This window comes from Bacillus sp. A1 (assembly GCF_042296235.1).
GTDB lineage: Bacteria > Bacillota > Bacilli > Bacillales > Bacillaceae > Bacillus > Bacillus velezensis.
In genome coordinates this window covers 1,021,583-1,047,360 of record NZ_CP141181.1, presented here as the reverse complement: position 1 = coordinate 1,047,360, position 25,778 = coordinate 1,021,583, and the positions used below count along the sequence as shown (strand labels likewise).

General features: G+C 44.5%; 23 protein-coding genes and 2 pseudogenes. 14 read left to right on the top strand and 11 right to left on the bottom strand.

Annotated features, from left to right (window positions below):
• Positions 1–8 precede the first annotated feature (8 nt).
• Positions 9–1,040, bottom strand: a complete 1,032-nt coding sequence (locus U2H13_RS05395) for a M42 family metallopeptidase (RefSeq protein ID WP_216631575.1) — start codon at positions 1,038–1,040, stop codon at positions 9–11.
• A gap of 131 nt (positions 1,041–1,171) precedes the next feature.
• Between U2H13_RS05395 and U2H13_RS05390 the strand changes: the two genes are divergently transcribed.
• Together U2H13_RS05390 and fabHB are read left to right on the top strand one after the other, a co-directional pair.
• Entirely contained in the window at positions 1,172–1,375 is a 204-nt protein-coding gene (locus U2H13_RS05390; RefSeq protein ID WP_021494937.1) for a hypothetical protein, read from the top strand.
• A gap of 136 nt (positions 1,376–1,511) precedes the next feature.
• Positions 1,512–2,489 (top strand): beta-ketoacyl-ACP synthase III FabHB, encoded by a 978-nt coding sequence (gene fabHB / locus U2H13_RS05385; RefSeq protein WP_014417343.1) that lies wholly within the window; start codon positions 1,512–1,514, stop codon positions 2,487–2,489.
• 62 nt (positions 2,490–2,551) lie between these two features.
• Here the strand turns inward: fabHB and U2H13_RS05380 are convergent, their stop codons facing one another.
• The 6 genes from U2H13_RS05380 to U2H13_RS05355 form a co-directional block, all read right to left on the bottom strand.
• A complete protein-coding gene (locus U2H13_RS05380) occupies positions 2,552–4,885 on the bottom strand; it encodes a YhgE/Pip domain-containing protein (RefSeq protein ID WP_021494936.1) in 2,334 nt (777 codons plus the stop codon).
• A gap of 74 nt (positions 4,886–4,959) precedes the next feature.
• Positions 4,960–5,532 (bottom strand): TetR/AcrR family transcriptional regulator, encoded by a 573-nt coding sequence (locus U2H13_RS05375; protein WP_003155219.1) that lies wholly within the window; start codon positions 5,530–5,532, stop codon positions 4,960–4,962.
• 148 nt (positions 5,533–5,680) lie between these two features.
• The gene (hemY, locus tag U2H13_RS05370; RefSeq protein WP_014417341.1) at positions 5,681–7,114 is read right to left on the bottom strand and encodes a protoporphyrinogen oxidase; all 1,434 of its coding nucleotides are present in this window, start codon (positions 7,112–7,114) and stop codon (positions 5,681–5,683) included.
• Between the two features lie 27 nt (positions 7,115–7,141).
• Entirely contained in the window at positions 7,142–8,077 is a 936-nt protein-coding gene (hemH, locus tag U2H13_RS05365) for a ferrochelatase (protein WP_003155221.1), read from the bottom strand.
• Between the two features lie 75 nt (positions 8,078–8,152).
• A complete protein-coding gene (gene hemE / locus U2H13_RS05360; protein ID WP_014417339.1) occupies positions 8,153–9,214 on the bottom strand; it encodes a uroporphyrinogen decarboxylase in 1,062 nt (353 codons plus the stop codon).
• A gap of 123 nt (positions 9,215–9,337) precedes the next feature.
• Positions 9,338–11,479 carry a transglycosylase domain-containing protein gene (locus U2H13_RS05355; protein ID WP_103527013.1) on the bottom strand — a complete coding sequence of 714 codons (2,142 nt, stop codon included), beginning with the start codon at positions 11,477–11,479 and terminating at the stop codon, positions 9,338–9,340.
• Positions 11,480–11,601: 122 nt separating this feature from the next.
• On the opposite strand from U2H13_RS05355, the gene hmoB reads away from it, so the two are divergent.
• From hmoB to U2H13_RS05310, 9 genes and pseudogenes are all read left to right on the top strand, one after another.
• The gene (hmoB, locus tag U2H13_RS05350; RefSeq protein WP_017417382.1) at positions 11,602–12,102 is read left to right on the top strand and encodes a heme-degrading oxygenase HmoB; all 501 of its coding nucleotides are present in this window, start codon (positions 11,602–11,604) and stop codon (positions 12,100–12,102) included.
• A gap of 117 nt (positions 12,103–12,219) precedes the next feature.
• Positions 12,220–12,717: pseudogene (locus U2H13_RS05345) on the top strand (TRAP transporter large permease subunit); the annotation flags it as partial.
• Positions 12,718–12,764: 47 nt separating this feature from the next.
• Complete coding sequence (locus U2H13_RS05340; RefSeq protein ID WP_053220186.1) at positions 12,765–14,285, top strand: recombinase family protein; 1,521 nt, start codon at positions 12,765–12,767, stop codon at positions 14,283–14,285.
• A gap of 620 nt (positions 14,286–14,905) precedes the next feature.
• On the top strand, positions 14,906–15,139 hold the full coding sequence (locus tag U2H13_RS05335) for a helix-turn-helix domain-containing protein (protein ID WP_223204400.1): 234 nt from the start codon (positions 14,906–14,908) through the stop codon (positions 15,137–15,139).
• 22 nt (positions 15,140–15,161) lie between these two features.
• The gene (locus U2H13_RS05330) at positions 15,162–15,518 is read left to right on the top strand and encodes a hypothetical protein (protein ID WP_053220184.1); all 357 of its coding nucleotides are present in this window, start codon (positions 15,162–15,164) and stop codon (positions 15,516–15,518) included.
• A gap of 92 nt (positions 15,519–15,610) precedes the next feature.
• Positions 15,611–15,961 carry a cysteine-rich VLP protein gene (locus U2H13_RS05325; protein WP_053220183.1) on the top strand — a complete coding sequence of 117 codons (351 nt, stop codon included), beginning with the start codon at positions 15,611–15,613 and terminating at the stop codon, positions 15,959–15,961.
• 124 nt (positions 15,962–16,085) lie between these two features.
• Entirely contained in the window at positions 16,086–16,370 is a 285-nt protein-coding gene (locus U2H13_RS05320; protein WP_179155968.1) for a hypothetical protein, read from the top strand.
• Between the two features lie 64 nt (positions 16,371–16,434).
• Positions 16,435–17,061, top strand: a complete 627-nt coding sequence (locus U2H13_RS05315) for an HAD family hydrolase (RefSeq protein WP_053220181.1) — start codon at positions 16,435–16,437, stop codon at positions 17,059–17,061.
• A gap of 643 nt (positions 17,062–17,704) precedes the next feature.
• Positions 17,705–18,259 (top strand): recombinase family protein, encoded by a 555-nt coding sequence (locus tag U2H13_RS05310; protein ID WP_179155967.1) that lies wholly within the window; start codon positions 17,705–17,707, stop codon positions 18,257–18,259.
• Positions 18,260–18,555: 296 nt separating this feature from the next.
• Here the strand turns inward: U2H13_RS05310 and U2H13_RS05305 are convergent, their stop codons facing one another.
• Positions 18,556–19,185 carry a hypothetical protein gene (locus U2H13_RS05305; RefSeq protein WP_179155966.1) on the bottom strand — a complete coding sequence of 210 codons (630 nt, stop codon included), beginning with the start codon at positions 19,183–19,185 and terminating at the stop codon, positions 18,556–18,558.
• A 719-nt stretch (positions 19,186–19,904) separates the two neighbouring features.
• Between U2H13_RS05305 and U2H13_RS05300 the strand changes: the two are divergent.
• Both U2H13_RS05300 and U2H13_RS05295 read left to right on the top strand, forming a co-directional pair.
• Positions 19,905–20,810 (top strand): annotated as a pseudogene (locus U2H13_RS05300) (hypothetical protein); the annotation flags it as partial.
• A gap of 69 nt (positions 20,811–20,879) precedes the next feature.
• Positions 20,880–22,067: a M20 family metallopeptidase gene (locus U2H13_RS05295; protein WP_095060911.1), complete on the top strand. Its 1,188-nt coding sequence runs from the start codon at positions 20,880–20,882 to the stop codon at positions 22,065–22,067.
• Between the two features lie 28 nt (positions 22,068–22,095).
• On the opposite strand, the gene U2H13_RS05290 is transcribed toward U2H13_RS05295, so the two are convergent.
• From U2H13_RS05290 to ecsA, 3 genes are read right to left on the bottom strand one after another with little or no spacing between them, the layout of a single operon-like run.
• Entirely contained in the window at positions 22,096–22,800 is a 705-nt protein-coding gene (locus U2H13_RS05290; RefSeq protein ID WP_095060912.1) for an EcsC family protein, read from the bottom strand.
• 42 nt (positions 22,801–22,842) lie between these two features.
• Entirely contained in the window at positions 22,843–24,069 is a 1,227-nt protein-coding gene (locus U2H13_RS05285) for an ABC transporter permease (RefSeq protein WP_095060913.1), read from the bottom strand.
• Positions 24,062–24,805: an ABC transporter ATP-binding protein EcsA gene (gene ecsA, locus U2H13_RS05280; protein ID WP_003155231.1), complete on the bottom strand. Its 744-nt coding sequence runs from the start codon at positions 24,803–24,805 to the stop codon at positions 24,062–24,064. The genes U2H13_RS05285 and ecsA overlap by 8 nt, the downstream gene beginning before the upstream one ends.
• A gap of 491 nt (positions 24,806–25,296) precedes the next feature.
• On the opposite strand from ecsA, the gene U2H13_RS05275 reads away from it, so the two are divergent.
• Entirely contained in the window at positions 25,297–25,734 is a 438-nt protein-coding gene (locus tag U2H13_RS05275) for an HIT family protein (protein WP_021494930.1), read from the top strand.
• Positions 25,735–25,778: the final 44 nt, after the last annotated feature.

Here is a 25,778-nt window from a genome sequence, read left to right as displayed (position 1 = left end):
AGGGTTTTTTATGCCATCGGCGATAGAACGTACCGATGCAAAAGCTTCGCCGTATTAAGAAGCGATAATTCATGCGTGCGTTCAAAAGCGTGTGAAGCGTCAATTCCCGGGCCGATCAGCCCGTGGACGATGTCATGGCCCGAACGGATGGCTGCTGAGGCATCAGAACCGTAATACGGATAAATATCAAGCTGATAATCAATGCCATAGCGCTCCGCAAGCCCGGCCAGATGTTTTCTGAGCTGATAATGGTACGGGCCGCTCGCATCCTTCACGCAAATGGAGACGGTATATTCATCCGTAGACTGGCCGTCTCCGATCGCCCCCATATCAACAGCCAAGTATTCGACGGTCTCAGGAGGAATGTTGGAATTGCCGCCGTAGCCGATTTCTTCATTATTAGAAATCAGAAAATGCGTCGTATACGGAAGTTCGATTTTCTCTTCCGTGATGCGGCGGATTAAATTCAAGAGCAGTGCCACGCTCGCTTTGTCATCAAGATGCCGGGACTTAATAAAGCCGCTCGGCGTAATCTGCACGCGCGGGTCAAATGAGATGAAATCGCCGACCCTGATGCCGAGATCGGACGTCTCTTCCTTCGTCCGGACAGGCTCATCAAGGCGGACTTCCATATTCTCCTGATTCCGCTCTGCCTTGCCGGCGTCCTTGTAGACGTGCACAGAAGTCTGATGCATTAAGATGGTGCCTGTATAGGTTTTGCCGGAAGAAGTTTGGATCTTGCAATATTCTCCTTCAATCGAGTTATATCGGAAGCCGCCGATCAAGTCAATCTTCAGCCGGCCGTCCGCCTTTATTTCCTTTACCATCGCGCCGAGCGTATCGACATGCGCCGTCAGCAATCTGTGTTTCTTGTCATCACGGCCGGGAATTGTGACAAAAAGACCGCCTTTGCGGTTTCTGTAAGAGGAGACGCCCCATTCTTTTAAAAGACTTTCTGTATAGGCGATAACCTCGTATGTATTGCCCGTCGGACTCGGAATCGACACCAATTCTTTAATCAGTTCCATCGTATGTTTCATATTTTCCACAGGTCATTCCTCCTATCAATTTTATTCTTCTTAAAATATACTCTTTTGATCCATAACCCGTCCAATCTTTTCCTTCTCTTTTTTCATAGAATGAAGGGAGCATGAGCATAGGAGGGAAATGTATGATCAGCCGTAAACCGCACAAGCGGAAAAGATTTCATAATGATTGGTTTGAGGATTGGTTTGAGGATAATTGGTCTGGTGCAGCCTTCTGGGGCTGTAAAAAAGAAAAAGATCACTGTAAAAAGAAAAAAGAAGACCCTTGTAAAAAGAAGAAAGATAAAAAGAAGCATCATCATTCATGCTGCCGCTGCCGTCATTGGTAATCGTTCACACAAGCCCGTTTTACAAATAGATTCTCATGCTCCCCAAACAGCGGATGCTGCTTGGGTTTTTTTATTAAAATTAGTACCAAGTAATAATATCAGGTGTTATAATCTGATATAAAGGAGTGATTTTTTCATGTCAAAATCTAAAATTACAGCAATCGGTACATATGCTCCGGCACGCCGATTAACAAACGCGGATTTGGAGCGCATCGTCGATACATCTGATGAATGGATCGTCCAGCGCACCGGTATGAAGGAAAGACGCATTGCCGGCGAACATGAATTCACATCGGATTTGTGTGTGGAAGCGGTGAAAAACCTTGCAGAACGATACAGCGGAACTCTTGATGATGTCGATATGATCCTTGTCGCCACAACGACGGCGGACTATGCGTTTCCAAGCACCGCGGCACGCGTGCAGGCTTACTTCGGCTGGCCGCAAACGGGGGCGCTTGATATTAACGCCACATGCGCCGGACTCACTTACGGCCTTCAGCTCGCAGACGCATTAATTACCGCCGGTTCCCATCAAAAAGTGATTGTCATTGCCGGTGAAACATTATCAAAGGTAACGGATTATACTGACCGGACGACCTGTGTTCTTTTTGGAGACGCTGCTGGCGCCCTATTGGTGGAACGCGATGAATCAGCGCCGGGCTTTTTGGCAGCCGTGCAAGGAACAGCGGGAGGCAGCGCGGACGTGCTGTATCGCACGGGACTGAGCGCAGAATTAAACGGCGAGCCGCTTAAAGGCGGAGGAAACATGGTGCAAAACGGGCGCGAAGTATATAAATGGGCGGCCAGAACCGTGCCTGAGGAATGCAATGCCCTTTTAGAAAAAGCCGGCTTTTCAAAAGACGATCTGGATTGGTTCGTTCCTCACAGCGCCAACATGCGGATGATCGAATCCATCTGTGAAAAACTGCCCTTCCCGCTTGAACGGACATTGACAAGCGTTGAATATTACGGCAACACTTCATCGGTTTCTATTATTCTCGCTTTGGACGAAGCTGTGAAAGCGAAAAAACTGTCGGAAGGCCAGACGCTGGTATTATTCGGGTTCGGCGGAGGATTGACGTATACCGGACTGTTGGTGAGATGGGGATTTTAATAGTACGACGATCGAAATCTAAAAAAAAGAGGCCCTGACCATCTGCTCAGAGCCTCTTTTTCTTATGCTGTTATTTCTTCTTCCGTTTTGTGTTCTTTTTTGCTTTGCACCGTAAAATACACGATGGTCAGCGCGATCATGACAACGGCGATGCCCAACAGAATGGATGCCTGCTGCCACATATAGCCGTAATCGCCATTTGAAATGACGGCGCGGAACCCGTTGATGCTGTAAGTCATCGGCAGTGCCCCGTGAATCACTTGATAGAATCCCGGCAGGAGTTCAAGCGGGAAGGTTCCTCCGCTTGCCCCGAGCTGGAGCACCAAAATGATGACAGCGATAAAGCGTCCCGGATTCCCCATCGTTGTCGCCAATAATTGAATCATGGACAGGAACGCGATGCTGGTAATCATCGTAAAGAGATAGAACCTCCAAGTGCTCTCCACATCAAGCCCGATTCCTTTCAACAGAACCGTGGCGACAATAACGGATTGAATCAGTCCGACGAGCAGAATAACGCTGAATTTGCTGAGGAACCATTCAAAACCGTTTCTCGGACGCCCTGAAGCTTCACTCAGAGGGAACACGACCGTCAGCATCAAGCCGCCGACATACAAGCCCATAGAGAGAATATAAGGCGTCAGTCCGGTACCGTAGTTAGGCACGGAATGAATCGCGTTATCGTCCGTTTTTACCGGATCGGCAAACATGCTGTACGTTTTGTCATCTGTCTTAATGTCCCCGGTTTGATCGGCCGCATCTTTCAGCTGGCTGGACAATTGTCCGGTGCCGTCTAAAAGCTTGCTTAAACCGGTGCCGAGAGACGCTTGACCCTGCTCAATTTTGGACGAGCCGTCATGGATTTTGTTTTGCGCGTCCAGGAGTTTCGTTAAGCCGCCTGATACTTGGCCGCTCCCTGACACTAACGCTTCTGATCCTGATTTGAGCTGTCCGAACTTGCTGTTGTATTCGCCGATGCCGGCCGTCAGTTTGTTTTGGCTTTCAAAGACGGTCTGCGCTCCGCTGTACAATTTATCAGTTCCCGCTGTCAGCTGGTTAATCGCGTCTTGTACCGCCGCTGCGCCGTTATACAGTTTCGATGTGGACTGAGGCAGTGCTTTCAGCTGATCAGCCTTCGCTTTTACATCTTTGAGCGCGCTTTTTATGACTGACATATCCGGAAGCTGAATATCTCCGCCGGACGGAAGCTGGCTGACGATATTGTCTAAATCCGGAAGGTCGGCCTTCGGAAGCTTCTCATTCAGTAGCTGAACAAGTTTCGCTTTTTGCTCATCCGTTAAGAAATCACTGTCCTTAATCACCTTTTTGACCGCGTCATCCCGGGCATCCAGGTTGTTTTTCAGATCAGAAAGCTTCTTCTTAAACTGCTGCAGGTCCTTTTCAGTCTGCTCGAGCTGCCCAACCGCGTTTTCAATGTCTGACAGGTTGACTGAATTGATCGCATCTTCAAATGCCGCCGCTTTTTGCGACACTTCCTGCGCCTTGCTGTTTAACGCGCTTAATCCATTCGTTAAATCCGGAAGCTTTTGCTGGAGCTGCTTTTGCGCGTCAAGGCTCGTTTTCAGCCCGCTGGCCACTTGGCCTCCTCCTGAAGCAATCTGTCCTGATTTATCTTGAATTTCGGCGCTTGCGCTCTGAAGTTTTGCGATAGAGCTGTCAAGCGTTTGAATTCCGCTTGTCACTTTCGCCGCTCCGTCTGCAAGCTGCTGCGTTTTATCGCTGATGGTGGCGGTGCTTTCAGTAAGCTTCGCTAAATTTTCCTTCAGCTTGGCGCTGCCGTCTTTCGCGTTTTTCGTGCCGTCGTCTATTTTCTTGGCTCCGCTGCTGGCTTTGCCGAGCCCTTTGGCAATATCTTTAAAGTTATCAAAAATGACTTTTGCGTATTGCTCTGTCACTTCTTTCGACACGGAGGCTTTCAGTTTGTCGATCGCCTTTTCCCCGATTGTCGCGCCGACATAGTTTGATCCGGCATTCGTATGATATTTCAGATCCAGCTTCTTCGGATTTTTATCCATTACCGTGCTGGCGTTTTTCGAAAAATCTTCAGGAATCTCGACCAATAAATAATATTTAGCATTTAATAAGTCCTTTAACGATTGATCAAGATCGCTTGAAAAATGCCAATCAAAATTATCATTTTTCTTTAACTCTTTCACAAGATCGTCACCGATCTGAAGATGTTTCCCTTCGTAGTCCGCCCCTTTATCCTGGTTGACAACGACAACCGGCAGCTGATCCACCGTGCCGTACGGGTCCCAGTACGCCTTCAAAAACACTCCGCTGTAGATCAGCGGAACGAATAATATGGCAATGATGGGGATTAACAGTTTCTTGTTCGTTACAATGTCTTTCCACTGGCTTTTTATTGTATTCAACCCTGTTGCCTCCTTCCGCAAACTGACTCATTTGACAAAACGGTCACGGCACCTAAAAAGTGAAGGATCATCTATTATTTAGATAATCCTTGACCAACATACATTTCCAGCAATTCGGCGATCGTCTCTTTTTCAAGAGGCGGATGGTTTTTTTCCCAGTCAAATATCAGCGCGATGTAGAGCTTGAGCATCACAAAAGCGGTCAGTTCCGGATCACACGGTTTAATGCTTCCGTTTTCAATGGCTGTTTCTATCTTTTCTTTAATGTATGACAGAATGGCCCGCTCCATTTTCGCAATGACATCCTGAACGGCTATTGTACCAATCTCGGCGTTCTCCTGAAAAATTTTAATAGTCAGCTGGTGTGTTTTTCTGAATTCCAAAATCGCGACAAGCGCCCGGTGGACATTTTCGTGAAATGAAAGCTCCGGTTTCATCGCTTCGTCTGCGTGTTCCTTCATTTCTCTTAAAATAGTGGTGAAAATATCATCAAACAGTTCTTCTTTGTTTTTGAAAAACGTGTAGATGGTTCCCTTCCCCACATTTGCAAGCTTTGCCACCAGATCCATTGTCGTTGCTTTGTAGCCGAATTGTGTAAAAGACTTCGTTGCCGCTTCCAGAATGAGCTTTTTCCGATCGACGGACATGTTTCCCACCTCGTTAAATTGACCGTTTGAACGTTATAGTCATTTTGTACATAAGATAACTTATCACAGTCGCAAAGAAGATTCAAATGTTTTTTCTCTTTATTGGTGTTCCCTTTACAGAACGGGAACATGCAAAAAAACCTCCGTTTTACGATAACGGAGGCTGGTACGTTTCAAATAAATAAGCCAGTGAATCATATACGGCGGCTTTTCCCTGGTCGATACAGTCGGGGATGCCCACCCCTTCGAATGACGCGCCCGTCGCGTATACGCCCGGATAGGAAGCTTTCAGCGCATCTCTGAACTCTTTGATGCGCTCCTTATGGCCGACATGGTATTGCGGCATGCTTTCGTTCCAGCGGGTCACACAGGTCATTTCCGGTTCGCCATTCATTTTCATTACTTTTTTCAAATCTTCCATTACGATTTTAATGATCTCGTTATCTGAAAGATCTACGATGGATTCATCTCCGGCCTTTCCGACGTACGCCCTGAGAAGCGTTTTGCCCTCCGGCGCCGCGTGCGGCCATTTTTTATTCGTCCATGTGCAGGCCGTGATGGAGAAGTCGCTGTTTCTAGAGATAACGAAGCCCGTACCTTCATGCTCCATCTTGACGGCTCCCTCAGGAAAACCTAAGGCGACGTTGGCAACGGACGTAGAATGCATGTCTTTGAGACATGAAACCGCCGGCAGATCAGAAAGCATTTTCGCCGCGGCTTTATGCGGGGCTGTCACTATGCATCCTTCCGCATAGAGCACTTTGCCGTTATCAAGCGTCACGGAATATCCTTTCTCCTCGCGGCCGATATGGGTGACTTTCGTTCCTTTCATCACCTTTGTCAGCGTAAGCTGCTTTTCCAGCTCCTCCACCAACGTTTGAAGCCCTGTCGTCAGCGTTAAAAACTGGCCCTGCTTTTTGGCCGTCAGCTGCTGTCCCGAAGGCTGCGGACGTGATTTTTTCATACCGAGAATCAGGCTTCTGTGCTTTTGCTCAGTCTGATAGAATTGCGGAAACGTGGACATGAGGCTCAGCTTATCAATATCTCCGGCATAAATCCCTGATAATAGCGGTTCTATTAAATTCTCAACGACTTCGTCACCGACGCGTCTGCGGAAAAATTCACCCAGAGACTGATCTTCCTTCGGTTTGCTCGCAGGCAGGACAAAGTCAAGCGCCGCCCGCGCTTTTCCGGGAACAGAAAATAAACCGGTGGAGATGAACGGAGCGATTTTGGTCGGAATGCCCATCACCGCGCCCTTCGGCATCGGATGAAGCGTCTCGTTGACGAGCACGTAAGACTGTCCGGTCGCATTGTTGACGAGCAGATGCTCAAGCCCCAAATCCTTGACGAGCTGCGGCGCGCTTTTTTTCCTTTCCAAAAAAGAATCCGGCCCCCGCTCAATGATGTAGCCGTCTTTATGCGCCGTCTGAATTTTGCCGCCCGCTCTCGGGCCCGCTTCGATCAGGGTGACCTCAAGCGGCAGCTGTTTTTCCTTGATTTCTTTTTCCATGTAGAAGGCGGCGGCTAATCCCGTTATGCCGCCGCCGATGATGACCAGATGTTTTTTATCGCCACTCATTTTTATCGCCTTCTTTACCGTTTAATTCTACTTGTCCAGCTCTTTCAGCACGACCGCTGCAAGCGCGTCGATAAATTCAGGCTGTGCGTTCGGCATGGCCGGACGATAGTAGCTTGCGCCGACTTCTTCAGTCACAGCTTTGCATTCATAATCATTATCGTAAAGCACCTCTAAATGATCGGCAACGAAGCCTGCGGGCACGTATACAAATGCTTTATAAGGATGCTTTTGATACAGCTCGCGCGTAAGATCCTGCACATCCGGCCCGAGCCACGGATCAGGGGTGTTCCCTTCGCTTTGCCAGCCGACTGCGTAATCGGTAATTCCGGCGCCTTCGGCAATCAGTTTTGCGGATTCCTCCAGCTGGTCAGGATACGGATCGCCGTATTCTTTAATTTTTTCAGGAAGGCTGTGCGCTGAGACGATCAGCATCGCGTCATCCCGTTCTTCTTTCGGCATTGATTCATACGTTTTCTTCACCTGGCCGACCCAATAATCAACGAATTTCGGTTCATCATACCAGCTTTCAACGGACTTGATGGTCAAGCCGCCGAGCTTCTCCGCTTCTTCTTTCGCGCGTTTGTTGTATGACTGGACGCTGAATGTTGAAAAATGAGGGGCGAGCACAAGGCTGACAGCTTCTGTAATGCCGTCTTTATGCATGTCCGCCACCGCGTCTTCAATAAACGGTTCAATATGTTTTAATCCGATATACACTTTGAATGTTACATCATCCTGGATTTCATTTAAACGCTGTGCGAGCTTCTCCGCCTGCTCCTGCGTGATTTTCGCCAGCGGAGAAATGCCTCCGATCGCTTCATATCTGTCTTTTAAATCTTGAAGCATATGAGGCTCCGGCTTTCTTCCGCGTCTGATATGCGTATAATAACGTTCTATGTCCTCTTCTTTGTAAGGCGTTCCGTAAGCCATGACAAGAAGTCCCATTTTCTTTTTGCTGCTCATTTTGTTAAACACCTCTTTTGATGGTCTGTCTACCTTGATTTTGACAGGAAAATCTACTTATAACCAACGATCTGCTCAGGAAGATTGTTCCGTTTTTTTGGCAGCGGAATATTCATGTACAAACGCCGTCAGCTTTTTCAGCGTTTCCGGATTGACATCAGGGAATACGCCGTGCCCTAAATTGAAAATAAACCCGTCCGCTTTCATGCCTTGATCAAGTATCGCTTTCGCTTTTTTCTCGATGACTTCCCAAGGCGCAAGAAGAAGCGACGGATCAAGATTGCCCTGAACCGTTTTTGTAATGCCTTGTTTTCTGGCGTCATCTATGCCGAGTCTCCAATCAAGACCGACGACATCAAGAGGAAGGTCATGCCAATCCCCGGCCAGATGGCTTGCGCCTACGCCGAACATGATCAGCGGAACTTGCTCTGCAGAAAGCTCCCGGAAAATTCTGTCCATCACCGGTTTTATAAACTGCCGGTAATCTTCGCGGTTCAGCGCGCCGACCCATGAATCAAAAATCTGAATGGCTTTTGCGCCGGCGTTAATCTGCGCTTTTGCATAAACGATAATCATGTCCGCGAGCTTGTCCATCAGCATTTGCCACGCTTGCGGCATACTGTGCATAAACGCTTTTGTTTTGTTGTAATTTTTTGAAGGCCCGCCTTCAATCATATAACTGGCCAGCGTAAAAGGCGCTCCCGAAAAACCGATGAGCGGAACATTCAGCTGTTCGTTTACGAGTAATCGGATCGTTTCCAGCACGTAAGGAACATCCTGTTCGGGATTCAGTTCGCCGAGCTTTTCAATATCCGCAGCAGAGCGCACCGGCTGATCGATCACCGGGCCGATTCCGTTTTTTATTTCAACATCCACTCCGATATAAGGAAGCGGCGTCATAATGTCTTTATATAAAATGGCAGCGTCCACTCCGTACTGCTCGACCGGGAGCCTCGTCACATACGCGCACAGCTCGGGCTGATGCGTAATTTCGACTAAGCCGTACTTTTCCTTCAGCTTGCGGTATTCCGGCTGCGACCTCCCCGCCTGTCTCATGTACCAGACAGGGACGTGATTTGTCTTTTCTCCCCGTGCCGCTTTTAAAAACGTATCATTAAACGCTTCTCGTTTACTCATCTGAATTTCCACCTTTCCTCCTGCAACCATACGTTCGTGTTCTTCGCCCATTACACTATACCTTGTTTTTTCAAAAGCGTATAGAATTGAGGCTTAATGTTCAAAAAATCGCCGAATTCATGATTAAGAAGAAAAAAGCTTCGGCTGAACGTATTCCGTTCCCTCTCCTTCTTGATCCGTCTGTGAATTATATGGAACGACTTTGTATGAAGCCCCTGAAAACAGATTGGCGTACGGTATGTCAAAGCTGCCTTTTCCTTTCACCGAATCCAGAAGCTTGTCTTTTCCGTCTTTCTTCTCATATATTCGGTAAACAACCCGATCATCCTTTTGAATATCCCATTTTAATTGAACCGTAATCAGTCCCATCGCCTTAAATGTATAACGGGCCGACAGGGACTTTACCGCCTTCAGCTCAATCGGGCTGCCCAGTTCCTTCACATTTTCAGGCTTTTTGAATGTCCGGCCGTTTTCCCCCGCTTTTGTAACGATATCTTTAAAGAGTCTGACCGGGTATTGGCTTCCGCCTTTCAGGTAATGGGTTTTATCCGTTTTGTCATAGCCCATCCAGACGGCTCCCGTCAGTCCGGGAGTGTATCCCGCAAACCAGGCGTCCTTTGTCGCGCCGGGGACGCCGGTAAATGTGGTCGTGCCGGTTTTCCCCGCCAGGTCACCTTGATAGCTGCCTTGTGAAGCGGTTCCTTCTTTTACGACCTGCTGAAGCATTCTCGTCATATTCCATGCCGTCTGTCCGCTGAAGACGCGCGTTTTGCCGTTTTTAGGCCCGGACAACGTTTCTCCGTCTTCGTCCGAGATGTTCTCTATAAAAAATGGCTTCGTATACATTCCGCTTGCCGCAAAGGTATGATAAGCTCCGGCAAGCTGAAGCGGGGTGACGCCTTCAGACAGACCGCCCAGCGCAATCGCGAGTCCGTTGTCAGAAATGTTTATACCGTTTTTCTCAAGATACGATTTTCCCGTATCTACGCCGATCTGCTTCAATGTCCAGACAGCGGGCGCATTTATGCTGTAAGTGATCGCATCCTGCATCGTCACTTCCCCCTTGTACTGTCCGTCATAATTTTTCGGTTCATACCCGTCGTAGGACGTGAGTTTGTCTTGGAGAAGCGAATACGGTTTGAACTTGTCTTCCTGCATGGCGGGCCCGTATACGGCAATCGGCTTAAACGTTGAGCCCGGCTGCCGCTTCGCCGTAACCCTGTTGTATCCTTTTGTCACGTAGTCGCGTCCGCCGACCGCCGCGCGCACGCCTCCGGTTTTATTATCAATAAAGACGGCGCTTCCCTCTGCCGCCTGATCCGTCCCCGGAAAATAGCCGCTTTCCTTCATGAGGGTGTATGCCGTTTTCTGCAGCTTGGAATCAAGTGACGTCCGGATCGTATAGCCGCCTTGAAGCAGCTGTTCACCCGACATCGAATAACGGGATTCCGCCTCCTTGATGACAAGATCGATATAACTGTCAAACCAAGGCGTTTCTGATGTTTTCTTGACATTAAGCCCCAATGTCCGGCCCTGGGCTCTGACGGCTTCCTTGGCGCTGATATAGCCTTGGTCGTTCATCATTGCAAGAATCGTATCGCGGCGTTCTTTATTTTTATCCGGATGCTGAATCGGCGAATAAAGAGATGGCGCCTTCGGAATCGCTGCCAGAACGGCTCCTTCCGCAACGGTTAAATCTTTTACTTCTTTATTAAAGTAGTAGTGGGACGCGGCTTGAATGCCGTAAACGCCATGGCCGAAATAAAGCTGGTTCAGGTACATTTCAAGCAGCTTGTCCTTGCTGTAATCACGCTCAAGATTGATGGCGATAATGACTTCCTTCGTCTTGCGCAAAAATGTTTTATCATGAGTCAGAAAAATGTTTTTCGCCAGCTGCTGGGTGATCGTGCTTCCGCCTTCCACCTTGCCGCCTGCTAAAACATCCCGGAACACCGCCCGGCCGACAGACTTCACATCAATGCCGTGATGTTCGTAAAACCGTTTATCTTCAACGGCGATAAAGGCATCTCTCACATCTTCCGGAACCTGCTGAATGGATACCGGCTCGCGATTTTCCGTATAGAGGCTCGCGATTTCATCACCGTTTTGATCGACGATTTTTGAAGATGCGTGCAGTATTAATTTCTTTTCATCGATGACATAATGGCCGAGAAATATAATGATAATGTATCCGATTAACGCGAGAAAAGCGGTTGCCGCCGCAATTACAGCCGGAATAAAGAATCTTTTTTTCTTTTTCAGCATAAGTCACCTCGCCTTTCTTAACTTGTAGTATGGGAAATATTGTTTCGAATTATGTCAGAATGAGTCGCCAATAGAAACTTATACCACTCTTTTGATATACTAGCAAGCAGGAGGTGGCTGATATGAAGGTTTATATTACATACGGGACAGCCGATTTTTTAAAGACGATTGCAAAGAAACACCCGAGTGAGAATATGGTGCTGATGCAAGGTGAGGATAATGCGGTTTTAATTCATGAAACAAATGGAGAAACCGTTTTTCAGGCGCCCCATTCCTATGAAAGCATCGACAGCGTCGGGGAAATCAAAAATCCGGGCTACGCCGTCCTCAACAACATCGCCGTTACCCAGGAAGGCCGTCCGCTGTTTGAAAACCGGTTTAAAAACCGCGCCGGCAAAGTGGAAAATGAACCCGGTTTTCAAGCCATCCGCGTATTAAGACCGCTCGAAGGCGATACGTATGTCATTTTGACCCTGTGGGAAGAGGAAAAAGCCTTTCAGGACTGGCAGCAGTCAAACTCTTATCAGGAAGCTCATAAAAAACGCGGAACATCTGCCGGCATCGACACGACGTCTATTTTCTCCCGGCCGTCTTATGTAACCGCTTATTACGCAATAGACTAAAAAACCGCCGGAGATTCTCCGGCTTTTTTAATGTCCCGATTTTACGCTTCGTTCTTGCACCTTCCGCCCGCCTATGAATACCCTGTAGCAATCCTATTTATAAACGGAGTGGTTCAATTGGGGATCGGCGTCTACTCGGTACATCTGCTTTATGTTGCTTTTATCGCGGCCATTATCGTTTTTATGCTCCTCAGGAAAGATACAACCTTTATTTCACTCGCCGGCATTTTTGTGATTGCGCTATGGACGACGCATTCATTCTCCGCTTCGGTCAGCAGCCTGTTTCACAGCTTCACGTATGCCGCCGGAGAATTGCTGCCGACGATTTTTATCATTTGTTTTATCGTGGCGATGAGCGGCCTCTTGACCGAAACCGGTATTAATGAAGCGATGATTTCTCCGTTTGCAAAGCTGATGAAAGGGCCGGCTGTCGCGTATTGGGTTATCGGCTGTCTGATGTTTGCCATCTCTCTTTTTTTCTGGCCGTCACCCGGGGTGGCGCTGATCGGCGCTGTGCTGCTTCCCGCAGCGATCCGGGCGGGCCTTTCTCCGATCGCCGCGGCTATGGCGATGAACCTGTTCGGCCACGGATTCGCTTTATCGGGAGAAAAAGTATGTTATTATAAAGTACATAAATATCATACTAACAGGAGTGAAACACGGTGTATAAACCATTCTCACAAGCTGATTATAAGCCTTCTGATAAGCCTAAAGCACTGTATTTGAGGAAGTCTAAGAAAAGTAAAGGCATGACTGACGCAGAAACAATAGAAAGCCATTTAAAGCGTTTGACTGACTTCTGTAAGGAACAAGGCTGGAAGGATTATGTTATCTATAATGATTATGTGGCAAAGTCAACGAACGTAAAAAGAGAAGAATATAAAAAAATGTTAAAGGCATGTTTAGACGGAAAACACGATTTAATAATTGTTGTGGAAGAATCGAGGCTATATCGTACTGTACACGAACAAACAAACGTATATGAAGAACTGAAAGGTACTGAAATAGCTATCCTTTCAATACGTGAAGGCTACATCTTCCCTAACGATAGAAACCAGTTTTTAACTAATATCATTCGTGGTGCAATGAATCAGCAAGAACTTGAAAACTTTGCTTATAGAATGAATGTAAAAGTTTTGGCAAGTGCAAAGGAAGGTATCTATGTTAATAAGTCACCTTTCGGCTACTTCAAAGATAAGGACAAGCTGATACCTCACCCTATCGAAAGCAAGACATTCAGATTTATTGTTGACAAAGTTCTTGAAGGATATGTAATAGCTGAAATCATAGGACAACTTAACCAACTCGGATATACCACAAAGTCTGGTAAGAAGTGGAAAGACGTTGGTACAATTACAAGAATGTTGGCTAATCGTGTTTATTTAGGTGAAAGCCACTATTACAGTAAGATGTTTGGCGAAGATGTTATTGTTAGAGATACCCACCAGCCTTTATTAACGATAGAGGAATTTCAAGAAGTGCATAATATGATTAAGTCACGCAGTAGGAATCCACAAGGAATTCGTTACACTAAAATAAATACTGTACTGGATAGATTAGTGGTATGTGGTATATGTGGAAATAGATTACCTATTCATAAGTCATGGACTAATAAAGAAGGTGTTACATCTTATCAGATTGGAAAGTGTCAAAAGGTTATCGGTGAATATAACGAAAAGAAATGTCCTAATAAATCAATTTCCATGAAGGAACTACTTCCCCACTTTTATATAGCTGTTGAAAGCTATAAGGAAGCGTTAAGAGAAGAAATAAAAAGCGTTGATATAGATACCACCAATGATAAGAAAATCAGCGTTATGAATCAAATTAAGGACATCAAAAGCCGTATGGGTGAAATACAAACTGAGATACAAAACGCTAAAAGTTATCTAATCAAAGGGATTTTATCGGAAGCAGACTATGTAGGATTAGTACCACCTTTAGAGAAGGACGCAAAAGAATTGAAGGTGAAACTAGAGGATAACGAAAGGCTACTGGCTAGTTTGAATGATTATGATAGAAGTTCAGTTATTCAAAACGCTGTTGATTCGCTAAATAACATTGAAAACGAAAGCATTGAAAATCAGAATAGGATATACAGACTACTGTTTGAACACCTAGAATTAGTAAATACAGTAGATGAATTTGAAATAAGACTAAAAGAAAAGGACGTCTCCAATTAGGAAGCGTCCTTCTTTGTTTCTGTATTTGATTGAGATAATTTTACGATTGCCTCAGCTACTTGTTTATAGTTAGGATTAGTGGCTTTGATTATGGTTACTTTAGGCGTACGTTTATTCTTCATAATCACATCACCCCACGTAAGCCATAATATTCAAATTGATTATTTTGGTTACTTAAAAATCCATCAATTTTATTCTTTAGCATTTCCTTTATGTTTGATTTCCCCATTGTTGTCCGTTCCCCTCAGTATGAATGTTAGAGGCTGTAAAAAAAGCCCTACACCCTGTTACTTGCAAATAAGGGCTGAAATAGGACATTTTGATTCATTTAAATTTATGCCTGTTCAATTCATAAAACCTCTACACTTCTTAACTGATGAAAAACGCTGTTTTTAGGACATTTAAGTTTAAGAAATATAAAGTAATAAAATATGACTTTCAAAACCTGTAAAACACCCTGTTCCCATGAAACTACTAATAGGGAAATCTTAATGGGTTTCCTACGGTGAATAATGACATTGGATTGATCTCCTAATAGCAAGGTGTGGCGTTCGGTTGCCATGCCTATTTTTATTTACTTTAGAAGTCATAAATTATGATGAATTAGTGAGGTGGAAGAATTGAAACTAACAGCAGAAATGTTACCTTTTATTCGTAAATGTCGAGGGCTTAGTCAATCTGAATTTGCTGAATATAGTGGCATACCTCAGGCACGTCTTTCAGATATTGAGACAGGGAAGATTTCTATTACAGGTCACTATACAGGCAAGCTATTCCTTGCCATTGGTAAATTGAAATTTAATGAAAAAGACTTACAACGTATTTCAGAATTGGTAGAAAATCAAAACGAATAAAACTATAAGGTGGTTATTTATTATGGCAAATTTTAATCCTGAATTTATTAAACGCTTGGCTATGGGTGATGATGAAGCACACGAACAAATCAAAGGACTGTCTACCCTAGAAAAAATGGCAATCGGTAACGCTGTTGACCAGCTAAGACGTGACGAAAATATTGTTCCTGTTGACGGTGGCAAAATGTCTATTTATGAACAGCCTAAGAGTTCTTACTCTAATGATGAAGAAGTGGCAAACGCACTGGCAGAACGTAACAGGCTATTACGTGAGGCTGAGGAACGCAGAGAACAGATTAGACAAGAACATTTAGAGAAGGAAATCAAGGCAAGGGTAGAACGTGCAAGGGCTGGACTTGCTATGAATGACAGACGTTAATTAAAAGTATTTCCCTCTACTAATAACCCACTTGGCATTAAATCGCTAAGTGGGTTTTTTCTATTACTTATAAAAGGTGGTTAATTTGATAAATGGAAAAATATATTAAGCAATTAGTTACTAAATCATGTGCGAATTTTATAGACGGAAAATGTATTTTATCGGACAAGGAATGTCCTTTGCTTGTTGGTGGTGAATATCGAGGTAAAAAGATAACAGCTAAGGACTGTTCATGTACTTACTTTGAAAAGGCTGTTCTCCCCGCTGTTAAGACATTAGAGGCGGTTTACTATGGTAAGGAAACAGTATTAAACAAAACGTGTAAGGGCTGTGGCAAGGGCTTTAGTTCTGTATCCAACAGGGCTGTTTATTGTTCAGAAATATGTAAAAGATCAGCAAGGAAAAGCACTCATATCAAATACAATCAAAAAAGGGCTAAATAACGACACTTAGACATAAACAAACCCAGTCATATCAAGGCTTTCAAGCGTTGGAATTTAGGTGGTAAGGTGTTTATACCTAACCTGTTTCTAACTGTCGTTAATCAATAATAAAAGGTGGTCAACAATGGAACAGTACACTAAGGAACGATATACAAACATGATGAAAATCCCTATGTCAATGGAAGGTAGTAACAAGGCATTGTATCATTACAGAAAACCAACTGTACAGAATTGTAAAGTTACTTTTGCAGACGGTTCTACCTATTGGGAAAAAATGATTTTTAATGATAAGTTCTTATCAATTAAAGTTGAACCTAACAAGCTGTATTTAGACGAGGCTTGCACTGTTTTAGCTGACGTGACACGAAAACAGAGAATACAGAAATGTAAAAGAATGGGGCTTATTTAATTTATTCTTCATATCTGTCTATGATAAACTGGTCTTGATTATTAGAAGCTAGGAGGGGTACAGTTTGTTCAAAAATATTATTTTTGATGTAGATGGAACTATTTTAGATACTGAAAAAGCTATATTAAAATCCCTACAAAAAGTCTTAAAAGAAGAAGGAAAAGATTATCAATTAGAGGATTTAAGATTTGCTTTAGGAATACCAGGGATAGAAACATTAAAAAAATTAAACGTGACCGATTTGGAACGTGTCCATCCAAAATGGTCAGAGACTGTACTAGAATTTTCTCACGAGGTAAGTGTTTTTAAGGATTTAGAAAATGTTATAAAAACACTATCAGAAAGCCCTGTCAGAACTGGTATTGTGACTTCAAAAACAAAACAAGAGTTAATTGATGAATTTGAACCATTTGGATTGAGTTCATTTTTTGAGTACACGATATGTGCAAGCGATACTGAAAAACATAAACCACACCCTGAACCTTTATTAGCTTGTTTAAAAGGGTTAAATGCTGTTCAGGAGGAAACTATATACATTGGAGATTCAATCTATGATATGCAATGTTCAAAAAGTGCTGGAGTAAAATTTGCCCTTGCTTTATGGGGTTCTAAAACAACAGAAGGGTTTGAATCAGCAGATTATATTCTAAAAAACCCAAAAGATATTTTAGATTTAATAGCTTTGCGGTAGCCCTAAAAAGTTTTGAAAAAATCCCGCAAAAATTTTTATTGCTGCTTTCACTTTATAATATAGCAAAAACTTGAACCACCCCATCCCCAAAAAAAGTTTTAAAAATGGTGCGTATATTTTGTAAGTACCAGACCGACCCCCAAGCCCCCCCCTGCCCCCCTATGGTGGGGGTATGCTGGTTGGCTGTTCCTCATAGATCTAATTCCATACCTTCCTGTATCGTGCCTGAGTTCGCATATTCCTTTCCTTTCATTGTTCATTCGTTTGTTCTTCATTCGTTCATTGTCTGTTGTCTTTGCCTTGCCTCGTGCTGTTGTCCTTCCTTGCCTCGTGCTGTTGTCCTCGTGTGGTGTCCTCACCTTTGCCCTTGCCTCTTTCCCTATTCCCTTGCCTTTATAGGTGCTATACGTCTATGTGGGGCAGTGGTAGGTGGGGCTATATATCCCTTATTACCCTGTTATTAGTGCTGTATGGGTAGGTATAGCCCTATATGTTAGCACCATTATTTAGTGGTATTATTGATAATCATAGTGTCATAACTTTTAAGTATTGACACCGATTCTAAGGTACTGTAATATCAAGGTATCGAAAGGTGTCATAACTTAGTGCCATAAATAAACTAAAGAAAATGAGGTTTTTACATATGAAATACGGATACGCTAGGGTTTCAACAGTTAATCAGGATTTAGAATCACAAATAACAGCACTAGAAAATGAAGGCTGTGAAAAAATCTATTCTGAGAAGTTCACAGGGACTAAAGCGGATAGACCCCAATTTAAAGAATTATTGTCAATTCTTGAAGCTGGTGACACTTTAATAATAACTAAATTAGACCGGTTCGCAAGATCAACAGGTGACGCTATAGAAACAATTAAGGATTTATTTAAACGAGGCGTTAGAGTTCATGTACTAAATATGGGTATCGTTGAGGACACCCCAACAGGACGACTAATATTTAATATCATGAGTTCCTTTGCAGAATTTGAAAGGGATATGATTGTAGAACGTACACAGGAAGGCAAAGCAATAGCTAAACAGCGTGACGACTTTAGAGAAGGTAGACCGAACAAATACAGTAAAAAACAGCTAGAACACGCTTTAAAGCTGTTAGAAACTCACTCATATAAAGAGGTAGAGGAAACAACAGGGATAAGTAAAAGTACGTTAATAAGGGCGAAAAGGAAGGCGAATAGCTAAGGCTAATCGTCTTTTTTGTGCAAAAAAATATTCTGAGGCGAATGTGTAAAACAAGCAAACAAGCGTTATTTGCCCAAAAAATCACAATAGAAAAGTGTCAAAAACCTATAAGTTATCAGGGTTCACAGCTAAAGCCCTCACTGTGCAACTTGTGACTAATAACACTGATAAACGTTGATTTTATAAGGTGGTTAATCACAAAATTTAATAATCCCTAGACGGTGGTACTAATAACATCTGTAAAGCCTTTTTTCATAGGGTTGTTAATCACAAAAATGATTAAATTAAAAAGCACCCTAATTGGATGCCTTAGCTTTTTCAATAGTAGTAAGTATGTGGGTTAAGTTTTCCAATGATTTTTGATTAAAGTCTCTTCCTGTTGCCCTAAATAAGCCCTTTGCTATATCACATAACACCCTTTCAGAATGAACGTCTACTATAAAGGATTTTTCAGGCAAACTAGCGTCAACGTGTGCACCACCGCTTTTATTAGCAGATTCTTTAATAAAATCAAATATCGTTAATTCCTGATACTTATCGCTAATAGTAATTTTCAAAATGACTTGTTCTAACCATTCTTTTAAATCAATCATTGGTTTTTCAAAATCAAATAATCCATCAGGAATAAAAGCGTCACCCTTTTCATTGAATACAACAAACTCTTTCACAGGATATAACTTAGGTTTAGGATTGATCTTTTTAATTAAGGAATTATCAATAATGACTTTTCCTTTACCTTTTATTCTCTTTACAGATGTATCGCATAATATAAGCCTTAACTGACCAGCAATTACATTGTTAAACTCCTTTATTTCAAAGAATTGAACCATCATTACACTATATTCTAGTATCTTCATGGCTTCATCATATTTTGTTTTCGTACCTCTATTTGACCTATTGAATATTAAATCTTTTCTTATTTCCATTTTTTATCACCCACATATTCAATTCCATAAAACATAGTACAATCCCTTCAAGAAATGAAATTTACCATTGTGATTAACAAACTTTAAAAACCCTTATATATCAAGGGTTCACAGAATTTAATAATCACAATTTTAATAATCCCTGAAATTGTAGCTTTAATAGGTATGTAAATCCTCACAGGTTAATCCCTAAATTTGTGACTTTAAGAAACCCAGTCATATCAAGGTCTTTTGTTAATCCCTAAATTTGTGACTAATAAATACCTGTAAAGTGGGGTGTCGCCAAAGATAAATAGGTAAGGAAGTAAGGAAGTAAGGATAATAAATTATAAATAACAGCTATAACAGTAATAAAGATAAAAGATAACAGCTTCGCTGGTTCGGTGATAAATCACCTCACAAATATTAAAAACAATAACTAATAACTATTCTAATAACAGCTATCAATAGTAACAAAAATAATAGTAATTCTTTAATAGAGTTGTCGAGTTTACGAGACAAGCGTAAGCAATTATCTTTTAATGAATAATTCTATCCAGCATTATAGCTGGTGTGACAATTGAATATTCCTAAACCTAAACCAGTTAACAGCAATAGCAAGGTAACAGCACTTTTCCCTAATGGTCTTTATAGATCGTTAGGGATTCTTTTTTTGTCCATTTTTCACAGCTAAAATTCCACCATACATCCTTTATTAAAACACTTTATAATAATAGGTTTTATCAGGGGATTACGTCATTCAGGCGGCCCCGAAATTAACGGCCGATGCCGCGGGCATTCCCGTGGGCGATGTCATGCAGGCAAGTATTCCGCTCGTTTTGATCATGGGGTTAACGACGACAATCACCGCTTTCTTCCTCATCATGCGGGATCGAAAAAAAACGAAGACCCCCCTCTCCTTGGACAGCTCCGGTTCTTTGGACACAAGTATGTACCTGCCGAAAAAACTCAGGGTGATCCTGGCGGTTTTCATTCCGCTTGTTTTTCTCGCCGATATTATCTGCATGATCGTATACCGTCTGCAGGGAAACGAGGCGACGGCACTCGTCGGAGGAACCGCGATCGGCATTCTCCTGATCGTTCATTTCATTGTATATAAAGAGCGGCATTTAGAAAAGATCACCGAGTATTTTATCGGCGGTTTTCAATTCGGCTTTAAAGTATTCGGCCCCGTCATTCCGATCGCGGCCTTCTTTTATCTCGGTGACGCGGGGTTTAAAAGTATTTTGAACACCCCGCTGCCGAAAGGATCTGCGGGGATCGTCAATGACCTCGGATTGGCCCTGTCCCATTCTTTTCCGATGTCCGGAGAATTCGCCGGCATCGCCCTGGCAGCAGTCGGTGCGATTACCGGGCTCGACGGGTCAGGGTTTTCCGGTATATCTCTTGCAGGCTCGATGGCAAAGCTGTTTTCTGCCGCGCTTCATACGGACCCGGCCGTTTTAACGGCGCTGGGCCAGATTTCAGCGATCTGGGTCGGGGGCGGAACATTGGTCCCTTGGGCACTGATCCCCGCTGCGGCTATTTGTAAAGTTGATCCGTTTGAGCTTGCCAGGAAAAACTTTATCCCGGTTGCGGCCGGGCTAGTCGTCACAACGATCGCCGCCATCATCATTCTCCCGTAGCAAAAGGATTGAAATCTTCTGACATTTTCTATACAATCATGGGAAAAGCAGACGAGGGGGGCATCGCTTTTGACGTTAACGACACTTCAAAAAAGCTTAAACGCTCAGCTTGACGGGCTGTATGAGGAAATGGTTGAAATCAGGCGTCACCTTCACATGAATCCCGAGCCATCGTTTAAGGAGAAAAAAACACCGGCGTTCATCGCCTCATTTTATGAAAAGCTCGGCGTTCCCATCCGGACGAATGTCGGGGGCAACGGTGTCACAGCCTATATTGAAGGCAGTGAACCGGGACCGGCCGTGGCACTCAGAGCTGATTTTGACGCTCTGCCGATACAGGATGAAAAAGATGTGCCCTATGCTTCACAAATTCCCGGCGTCATGCACGCCTGCGGGCATGACGGCCATACCGCGGCTCTGCTTGCTGTCGGAAAAGTGCTGTACCGCAACCGGGAAAAACTGAAAGGGTCATTTGTGATGATCCATCAGCACGCTGAGGAATTATCTCCCGGCGGAGCACAAGCAATGATTGAGGATGGCTGCCTCGAACATGTCGATGCCATTTTCGGCACTCACCTTTGGGCGACTGAACCCGTCGGAACGGTCTTATGCCGCCCGGGCCCAGTGATGGCCGCCGCTGACGGCTTTACGATTAAAGTCATCGGCAAAGGCGGCCACGGCGCGATTCCTCACGATACGAAGGACGCCGTTTTAATCGGCTCACAAATCGTCACGGCTCTTCAGCATATCGTCAGCCGGCGGGTAAATCCGGTGCAGCCGGCCGTCATCTCAGCCGGCTCGTTCACCGCTGAAAATCCGTTTAATGCGATTGCCGATCAGGCAGTCATATCAGGCACCGTCCGCTCGTTTGACGAAAGTGTGCGCAGCCTGCTCGAAGCAGAAATAGAAGCCGTCGTAAAAGGAATCTGTTCCATGCACTCCGCTTCCTATGAATATCATTTCAAGCGCGGTTACCCCGCCGTCGTTAATCATCCTGAGGAAGCGGCGCACGCGGCGGCAGCCGCAGCGGAAACAGAGGGCGTCACGAAGGTCGTTGAAGGAGAGCCGCAGATGGCCGGAGAGGATTTTTCCTATTATCTGCAGCATACAAAAGGCGCATTTTTCTTTACGGGCGCCGCTTTAGAAAACGCGGAAACCATTTATCCTCATCACCACCCGAAATTTGATTTTAATGAAAAAGCGATGCTGACGGCCGCCAAGGTGCTTATCGGCGCCGCGGTAAGCTACCCCCGCTGACATAAAAACATAAAAAGCAGCCGGTACATTACGTACCGGCTGCTTTGATTCTTAAATGAAAAACGTGCCTTGCCGTCTCACCGAGCTGTGACAGCAGTTTATAATTGGCTGCTCCGCCCACGGCGGCTCCGACCACCGGCAAAAGCTGAAACAATTTCACCACGTCCAGATAATCGCGGTATTCCTGCTGAAAAACTCTCCAATCGACATCATGCTTTTTCGAATCCCATTGTTCAATCATTGAGTATATGCGTTTCCGCTGTTCACCGCTTGAGAAAGCCAGCTGAAAAATAAACAGCAAAAACAATCGCTCATCCCTGTCTTTCACATCATAGCCGTAAATGGAGGCAAGATCGAACAGACATTTCATTTTAATGGATAGCAGCAAAGGAAAATCAGCCATCCCTAAAAAAATTCCGCCGGCCCCCGTACCGATACCTTCAGCTGCCGCGACCTTTTGGTACGATACGATGGTTTGTCTGGCAAGGGCATCTTTTTCAGCAAGCGTCATACCGTGTGTATCCCGCTTGCTTTTCACCAGATTTGAACCCGCCATTGTTGCTTCGGTCATTTTTTTAATGCTTTCTGTGATGACGGCATGAATTTTATCGGGAATCCGCTCATTGATTTTCGCCTGCATTCCTTTAGAAAAACGTTCAAGCATAGAATCTTTGCGCAAAAAACGCGCTTTCCATTGCAGTGCTTCCTGTATCAGCTGCTGATCGTCGGTCATCTGTGTCTCCTTCTTTCATTGAGGTTTCAAAAACCCGATTGATTACAGCTTGCCGTACTTTTTCAATCTTCCGCCCATATACGAAGGCATGATTACAAAAATCAGAACGGCTGAAGCAACAGCCGCATACAGCGCCCCGCTGACTCCCGCGGCATAAGCTGACGCTGCACAGAACAGCAGCGCCTGCACGGTTAATGCCGATTTCATCAGCGAAAAGAAACTTTGCAGCTTCGCTTTCTGATTGACCGGGTAAAGCTCCTGCAGAGAAAGATGATGAAAATGCCCGAACAGCGGCAGAAGCTGTATCCCCGTTATAAAGACGGTAAATACGGTTAACGCCGCCGTTATCCACGGATTGGCGGAAACGAGCATAATAATCAGGATAAAAATAATCGTGAGCCTGACCTGAATGCCGAGATAATCATTTGAACGCAGAAAGGCCCGCGCATACATATAGGAGAACGTTTTCCGCTGTTCAAACGGAATCATTCTGAGCAAAAAGTCGAGATACGCCCGGCGTTTTGCCTGTTTCTTCAGGTGAGGCACATCGGTAAACAGATTGGCGATTCTGTAAAACCGCTGCTTCCTTCTTAATTCATATTCAATATGGGCTTCCCATTTTAATGATTTATGTTTTGCGGCCGATATGAAATACACATAAAGGCCGGCCATCACAACATAGACGGCGGCAGCGTACACATAAAACGACTGTAAGACGAAGTATAAAAGCAGCATATTGCAGATAAAGCGTATAACCGCATCCATCATTTTCATGCTTCTGTCATTCATAAACGTCATCCGCCACTCCATGGCCTGATTCCACGCTTTTACCGCCAGCATCTGAATAAATACGGCGGCATACGACGCAAGCGACGCCCCCGGACTTACAGCGAAAAACAGAGGCATGCATACAAGCGACAGGGCAATAAGCGGAAACAGCTGTGACAGATAGCTGTACTTAAATGAATGCTTAAAGTATGTCCCCATTTTCGGTTCAAGCGGCAGCAGAAACACGAGGTCCGCTTCCTTTAACAGCGTCCGGACGTATGAACCGGTCAGCACAAATGAAAAGAGCACCGCCATCACCCAAAATGACGGAAAATGAACGGGAATGTCTTTGACCCACTTGCTGTACCAGCTTGCCGCTCCGGCAATAAAAAAGATCAGCACAATGACGAGATGATCATTGAGCATATATTTCATATACATTCTGGTTTCCTTTATATGCTCTTCAAGCCGGGACTGCCAAATCGTAGACATATTATTCATGGCCGGCGTCTTCCTTCGTCAGTTCGATATACAAGTCATCAAGAGCTGCGTCTTTCATGCCGAACTGCTCTCTCAGTTCTTCCAGTGTGCCGCTTGCCCGCACTTCGCCGTTATGTAAAATAATGAAAGCGTCACAGTAGCGCTCTGCCGTAGCCAGGATATGCGTTGACATCAGCACGCTTGATCCGGCTTTTTTCGCGGCGTCCATCCGCTCCAGCAATGCATTGATCGCAAGCGGGTCAAGGCCGAGAAACGGCTCGTCAATGATATAAAGCGAAGGCTCCGCGAGAAACGCGCACATGATCATGACCTTCTGCTTCATCCCTTTGGAAAAGTGAGCGGGAAACCATTTCAGCCTTTTTTCCATTCTGAATTCTTTCAGAAGCGGAGGAAGCCTTTTTTCAAGAGTTTCTTTGGAAAGGCCGTACGCCATGGCCGTCAGCTCCAAATGCTCTTTGAGCGTCAGTTCTTCATACAGCACCGGCGTTTCTGGGATGTACGTAAATTGCGAGCGGTAGCTTTCCTTATCCTCCGAAAACGTCTTGCCGTTCAGCTCGATCGAGCCTTTATGCGGGTCCATTAATCCGATAATATGCCGGATCGTCGTGCTTTTGCCCGCGCCGTTTAATCCGATGAGTCCGACAATCTGGTTCGGCTCAAGGGTGAATGAAACATTTTTTAAGACCGGGTTTCTCGTATAACCGCCGGTTAAGTCTTTTACCGATAGCAGAGACATAATTTCTCCCCTTCTGATTCGTTTTTCTTCATAGTACCAAAAATAAAGTCTGATTTGAAACGATTCCCTTTTTTTCTCACGTGAAAATCGTGCATAGTTATCGTTTTGGCGGACATCATAATGTATGTAGAAGGAAACAGCTTTAATCAACTGAAAATGAGGTGTTTATAAAAGACGTCTTAGAACAGTTGGATGAAAATCAACATGTCCTGTGCTTACAATTTCTTCACACACTGCTTTGATGATGTTCTTCATTCATGATGAAATAATCAAATGAGGTGTTTGTCCCAGGAATGATTAAGCAGACCCATAAGTCTTCATTTTAAAAACAAATGAGGTGCTTACAAAAGGCATATTCAATTTTCTGTGATAAAGCTTCGTACTTCTGCATCAGGGTGAACGCGCAGCCGTTCATCCTGTTTTTTGTTTTGGCCGTTTTTGTGGTACGATGAGAATATACATATATTTCTTTTCAGGGAGGAAACCCATCTATGCACAAAGCGGACGATTGTATTTTCTGCAAAATCATTGCCGGTGACATTCCGTCTTCAAAAGTATACGAAAATGAACACGTCGCGGCGTTTCTTGATATCAGCCAGGTCACAAAGGGCCACACGCTCGTGATTCCGAAAACACATATCGAAAACGTGTACGAGTTTACGCCTGAGCTTTCTAAAGAATATTTTGAAGCGGTGCCGAAAATCGCACGCGCCATCCGCGATGAATTCGAGCCGATCGGGCTGAATATTCTCAATAACAACGGTGAAAAAGCGGGCCAATCGGTGTTCCATTTTCACATGCATATCATTCCGCGTTACGGAAAAGGCGACGGTTTCGGGGCTGTCTGGAAGCCCCACGCCGAAGACTATACGCCTGACGATCTTCAGGAGATCGCTTCAACCGTCAGAAAACGGCTTGCCTCATCTTAAAGATGAGGTTTTTTTGCGTCCGGAAACACAAAATACATAAAATT

What these genes read in the sequence shown, in the direction of transcription:
- U2H13_RS05395 (WP_216631575.1), bottom strand. Translation starts at nt 1,040, where the DNA reads ATGAAACATACGATGGAACTGATTAAAGAATTGGTGTCGATTCCGAGT.
- U2H13_RS05390 (WP_021494937.1), top strand. Translation starts at nt 1,172, where the DNA reads ATGATCAGCCGTAAACCGCACAAGCGGAAAAGATTTCATAATGATTGG.
- fabHB (WP_014417343.1), top strand. Translation starts at nt 1,512, where the DNA reads ATGTCAAAATCTAAAATTACAGCAATCGGTACATATGCTCCGGCACGC.
- U2H13_RS05375 (WP_003155219.1), bottom strand. Translation starts at nt 5,532, where the DNA reads ATGTCCGTCGATCGGAAAAAGCTCATTCTGGAAGCGGCAACGAAGTCT.
- hemY (WP_014417341.1), bottom strand. Translation starts at nt 7,114, where the DNA reads ATGAGTGGCGATAAAAAACATCTGGTCATCATCGGCGGCGGCATAACG.
- hemH (WP_003155221.1), bottom strand. Translation starts at nt 8,077, where the DNA reads ATGAGCAGCAAAAAGAAAATGGGACTTCTTGTCATGGCTTACGGAACG.
- hemE (WP_014417339.1), bottom strand. Translation starts at nt 9,214, where the DNA reads ATGAGTAAACGAGAAGCGTTTAATGATACGTTTTTAAAAGCGGCACGG.
- U2H13_RS05355 (WP_103527013.1), bottom strand. Translation starts at nt 11,479, where the DNA reads ATGCTGAAAAAGAAAAAAAGATTCTTTATTCCGGCTGTAATTGCGGCG.
- hmoB (WP_017417382.1), top strand. Translation starts at nt 11,602, where the DNA reads ATGAAGGTTTATATTACATACGGGACAGCCGATTTTTTAAAGACGATT.
- U2H13_RS05330 (WP_053220184.1), top strand. Translation starts at nt 15,162, where the DNA reads ATGGCAAATTTTAATCCTGAATTTATTAAACGCTTGGCTATGGGTGAT.
- U2H13_RS05325 (WP_053220183.1), top strand. Translation starts at nt 15,611, where the DNA reads ATGGAAAAATATATTAAGCAATTAGTTACTAAATCATGTGCGAATTTT.
- U2H13_RS05320 (WP_179155968.1), top strand. Translation starts at nt 16,086, where the DNA reads ATGGAACAGTACACTAAGGAACGATATACAAACATGATGAAAATCCCT.
- U2H13_RS05310 (WP_179155967.1), top strand. Translation starts at nt 17,705, where the DNA reads ATGAAATACGGATACGCTAGGGTTTCAACAGTTAATCAGGATTTAGAA.
- U2H13_RS05305 (WP_179155966.1), bottom strand. Translation starts at nt 19,185, where the DNA reads ATGGAAATAAGAAAAGATTTAATATTCAATAGGTCAAATAGAGGTACG.
- U2H13_RS05290 (WP_095060912.1), bottom strand. Translation starts at nt 22,800, where the DNA reads ATGACCGACGATCAGCAGCTGATACAGGAAGCACTGCAATGGAAAGCG.
- U2H13_RS05285 (WP_095060913.1), bottom strand. Translation starts at nt 24,069, where the DNA reads ATGAATAATATGTCTACGATTTGGCAGTCCCGGCTTGAAGAGCATATA.
- ecsA (WP_003155231.1), bottom strand. Translation starts at nt 24,805, where the DNA reads ATGTCTCTGCTATCGGTAAAAGACTTAACCGGCGGTTATACGAGAAAC.
- U2H13_RS05275 (WP_021494930.1), top strand. Translation starts at nt 25,297, where the DNA reads ATGCACAAAGCGGACGATTGTATTTTCTGCAAAATCATTGCCGGTGAC.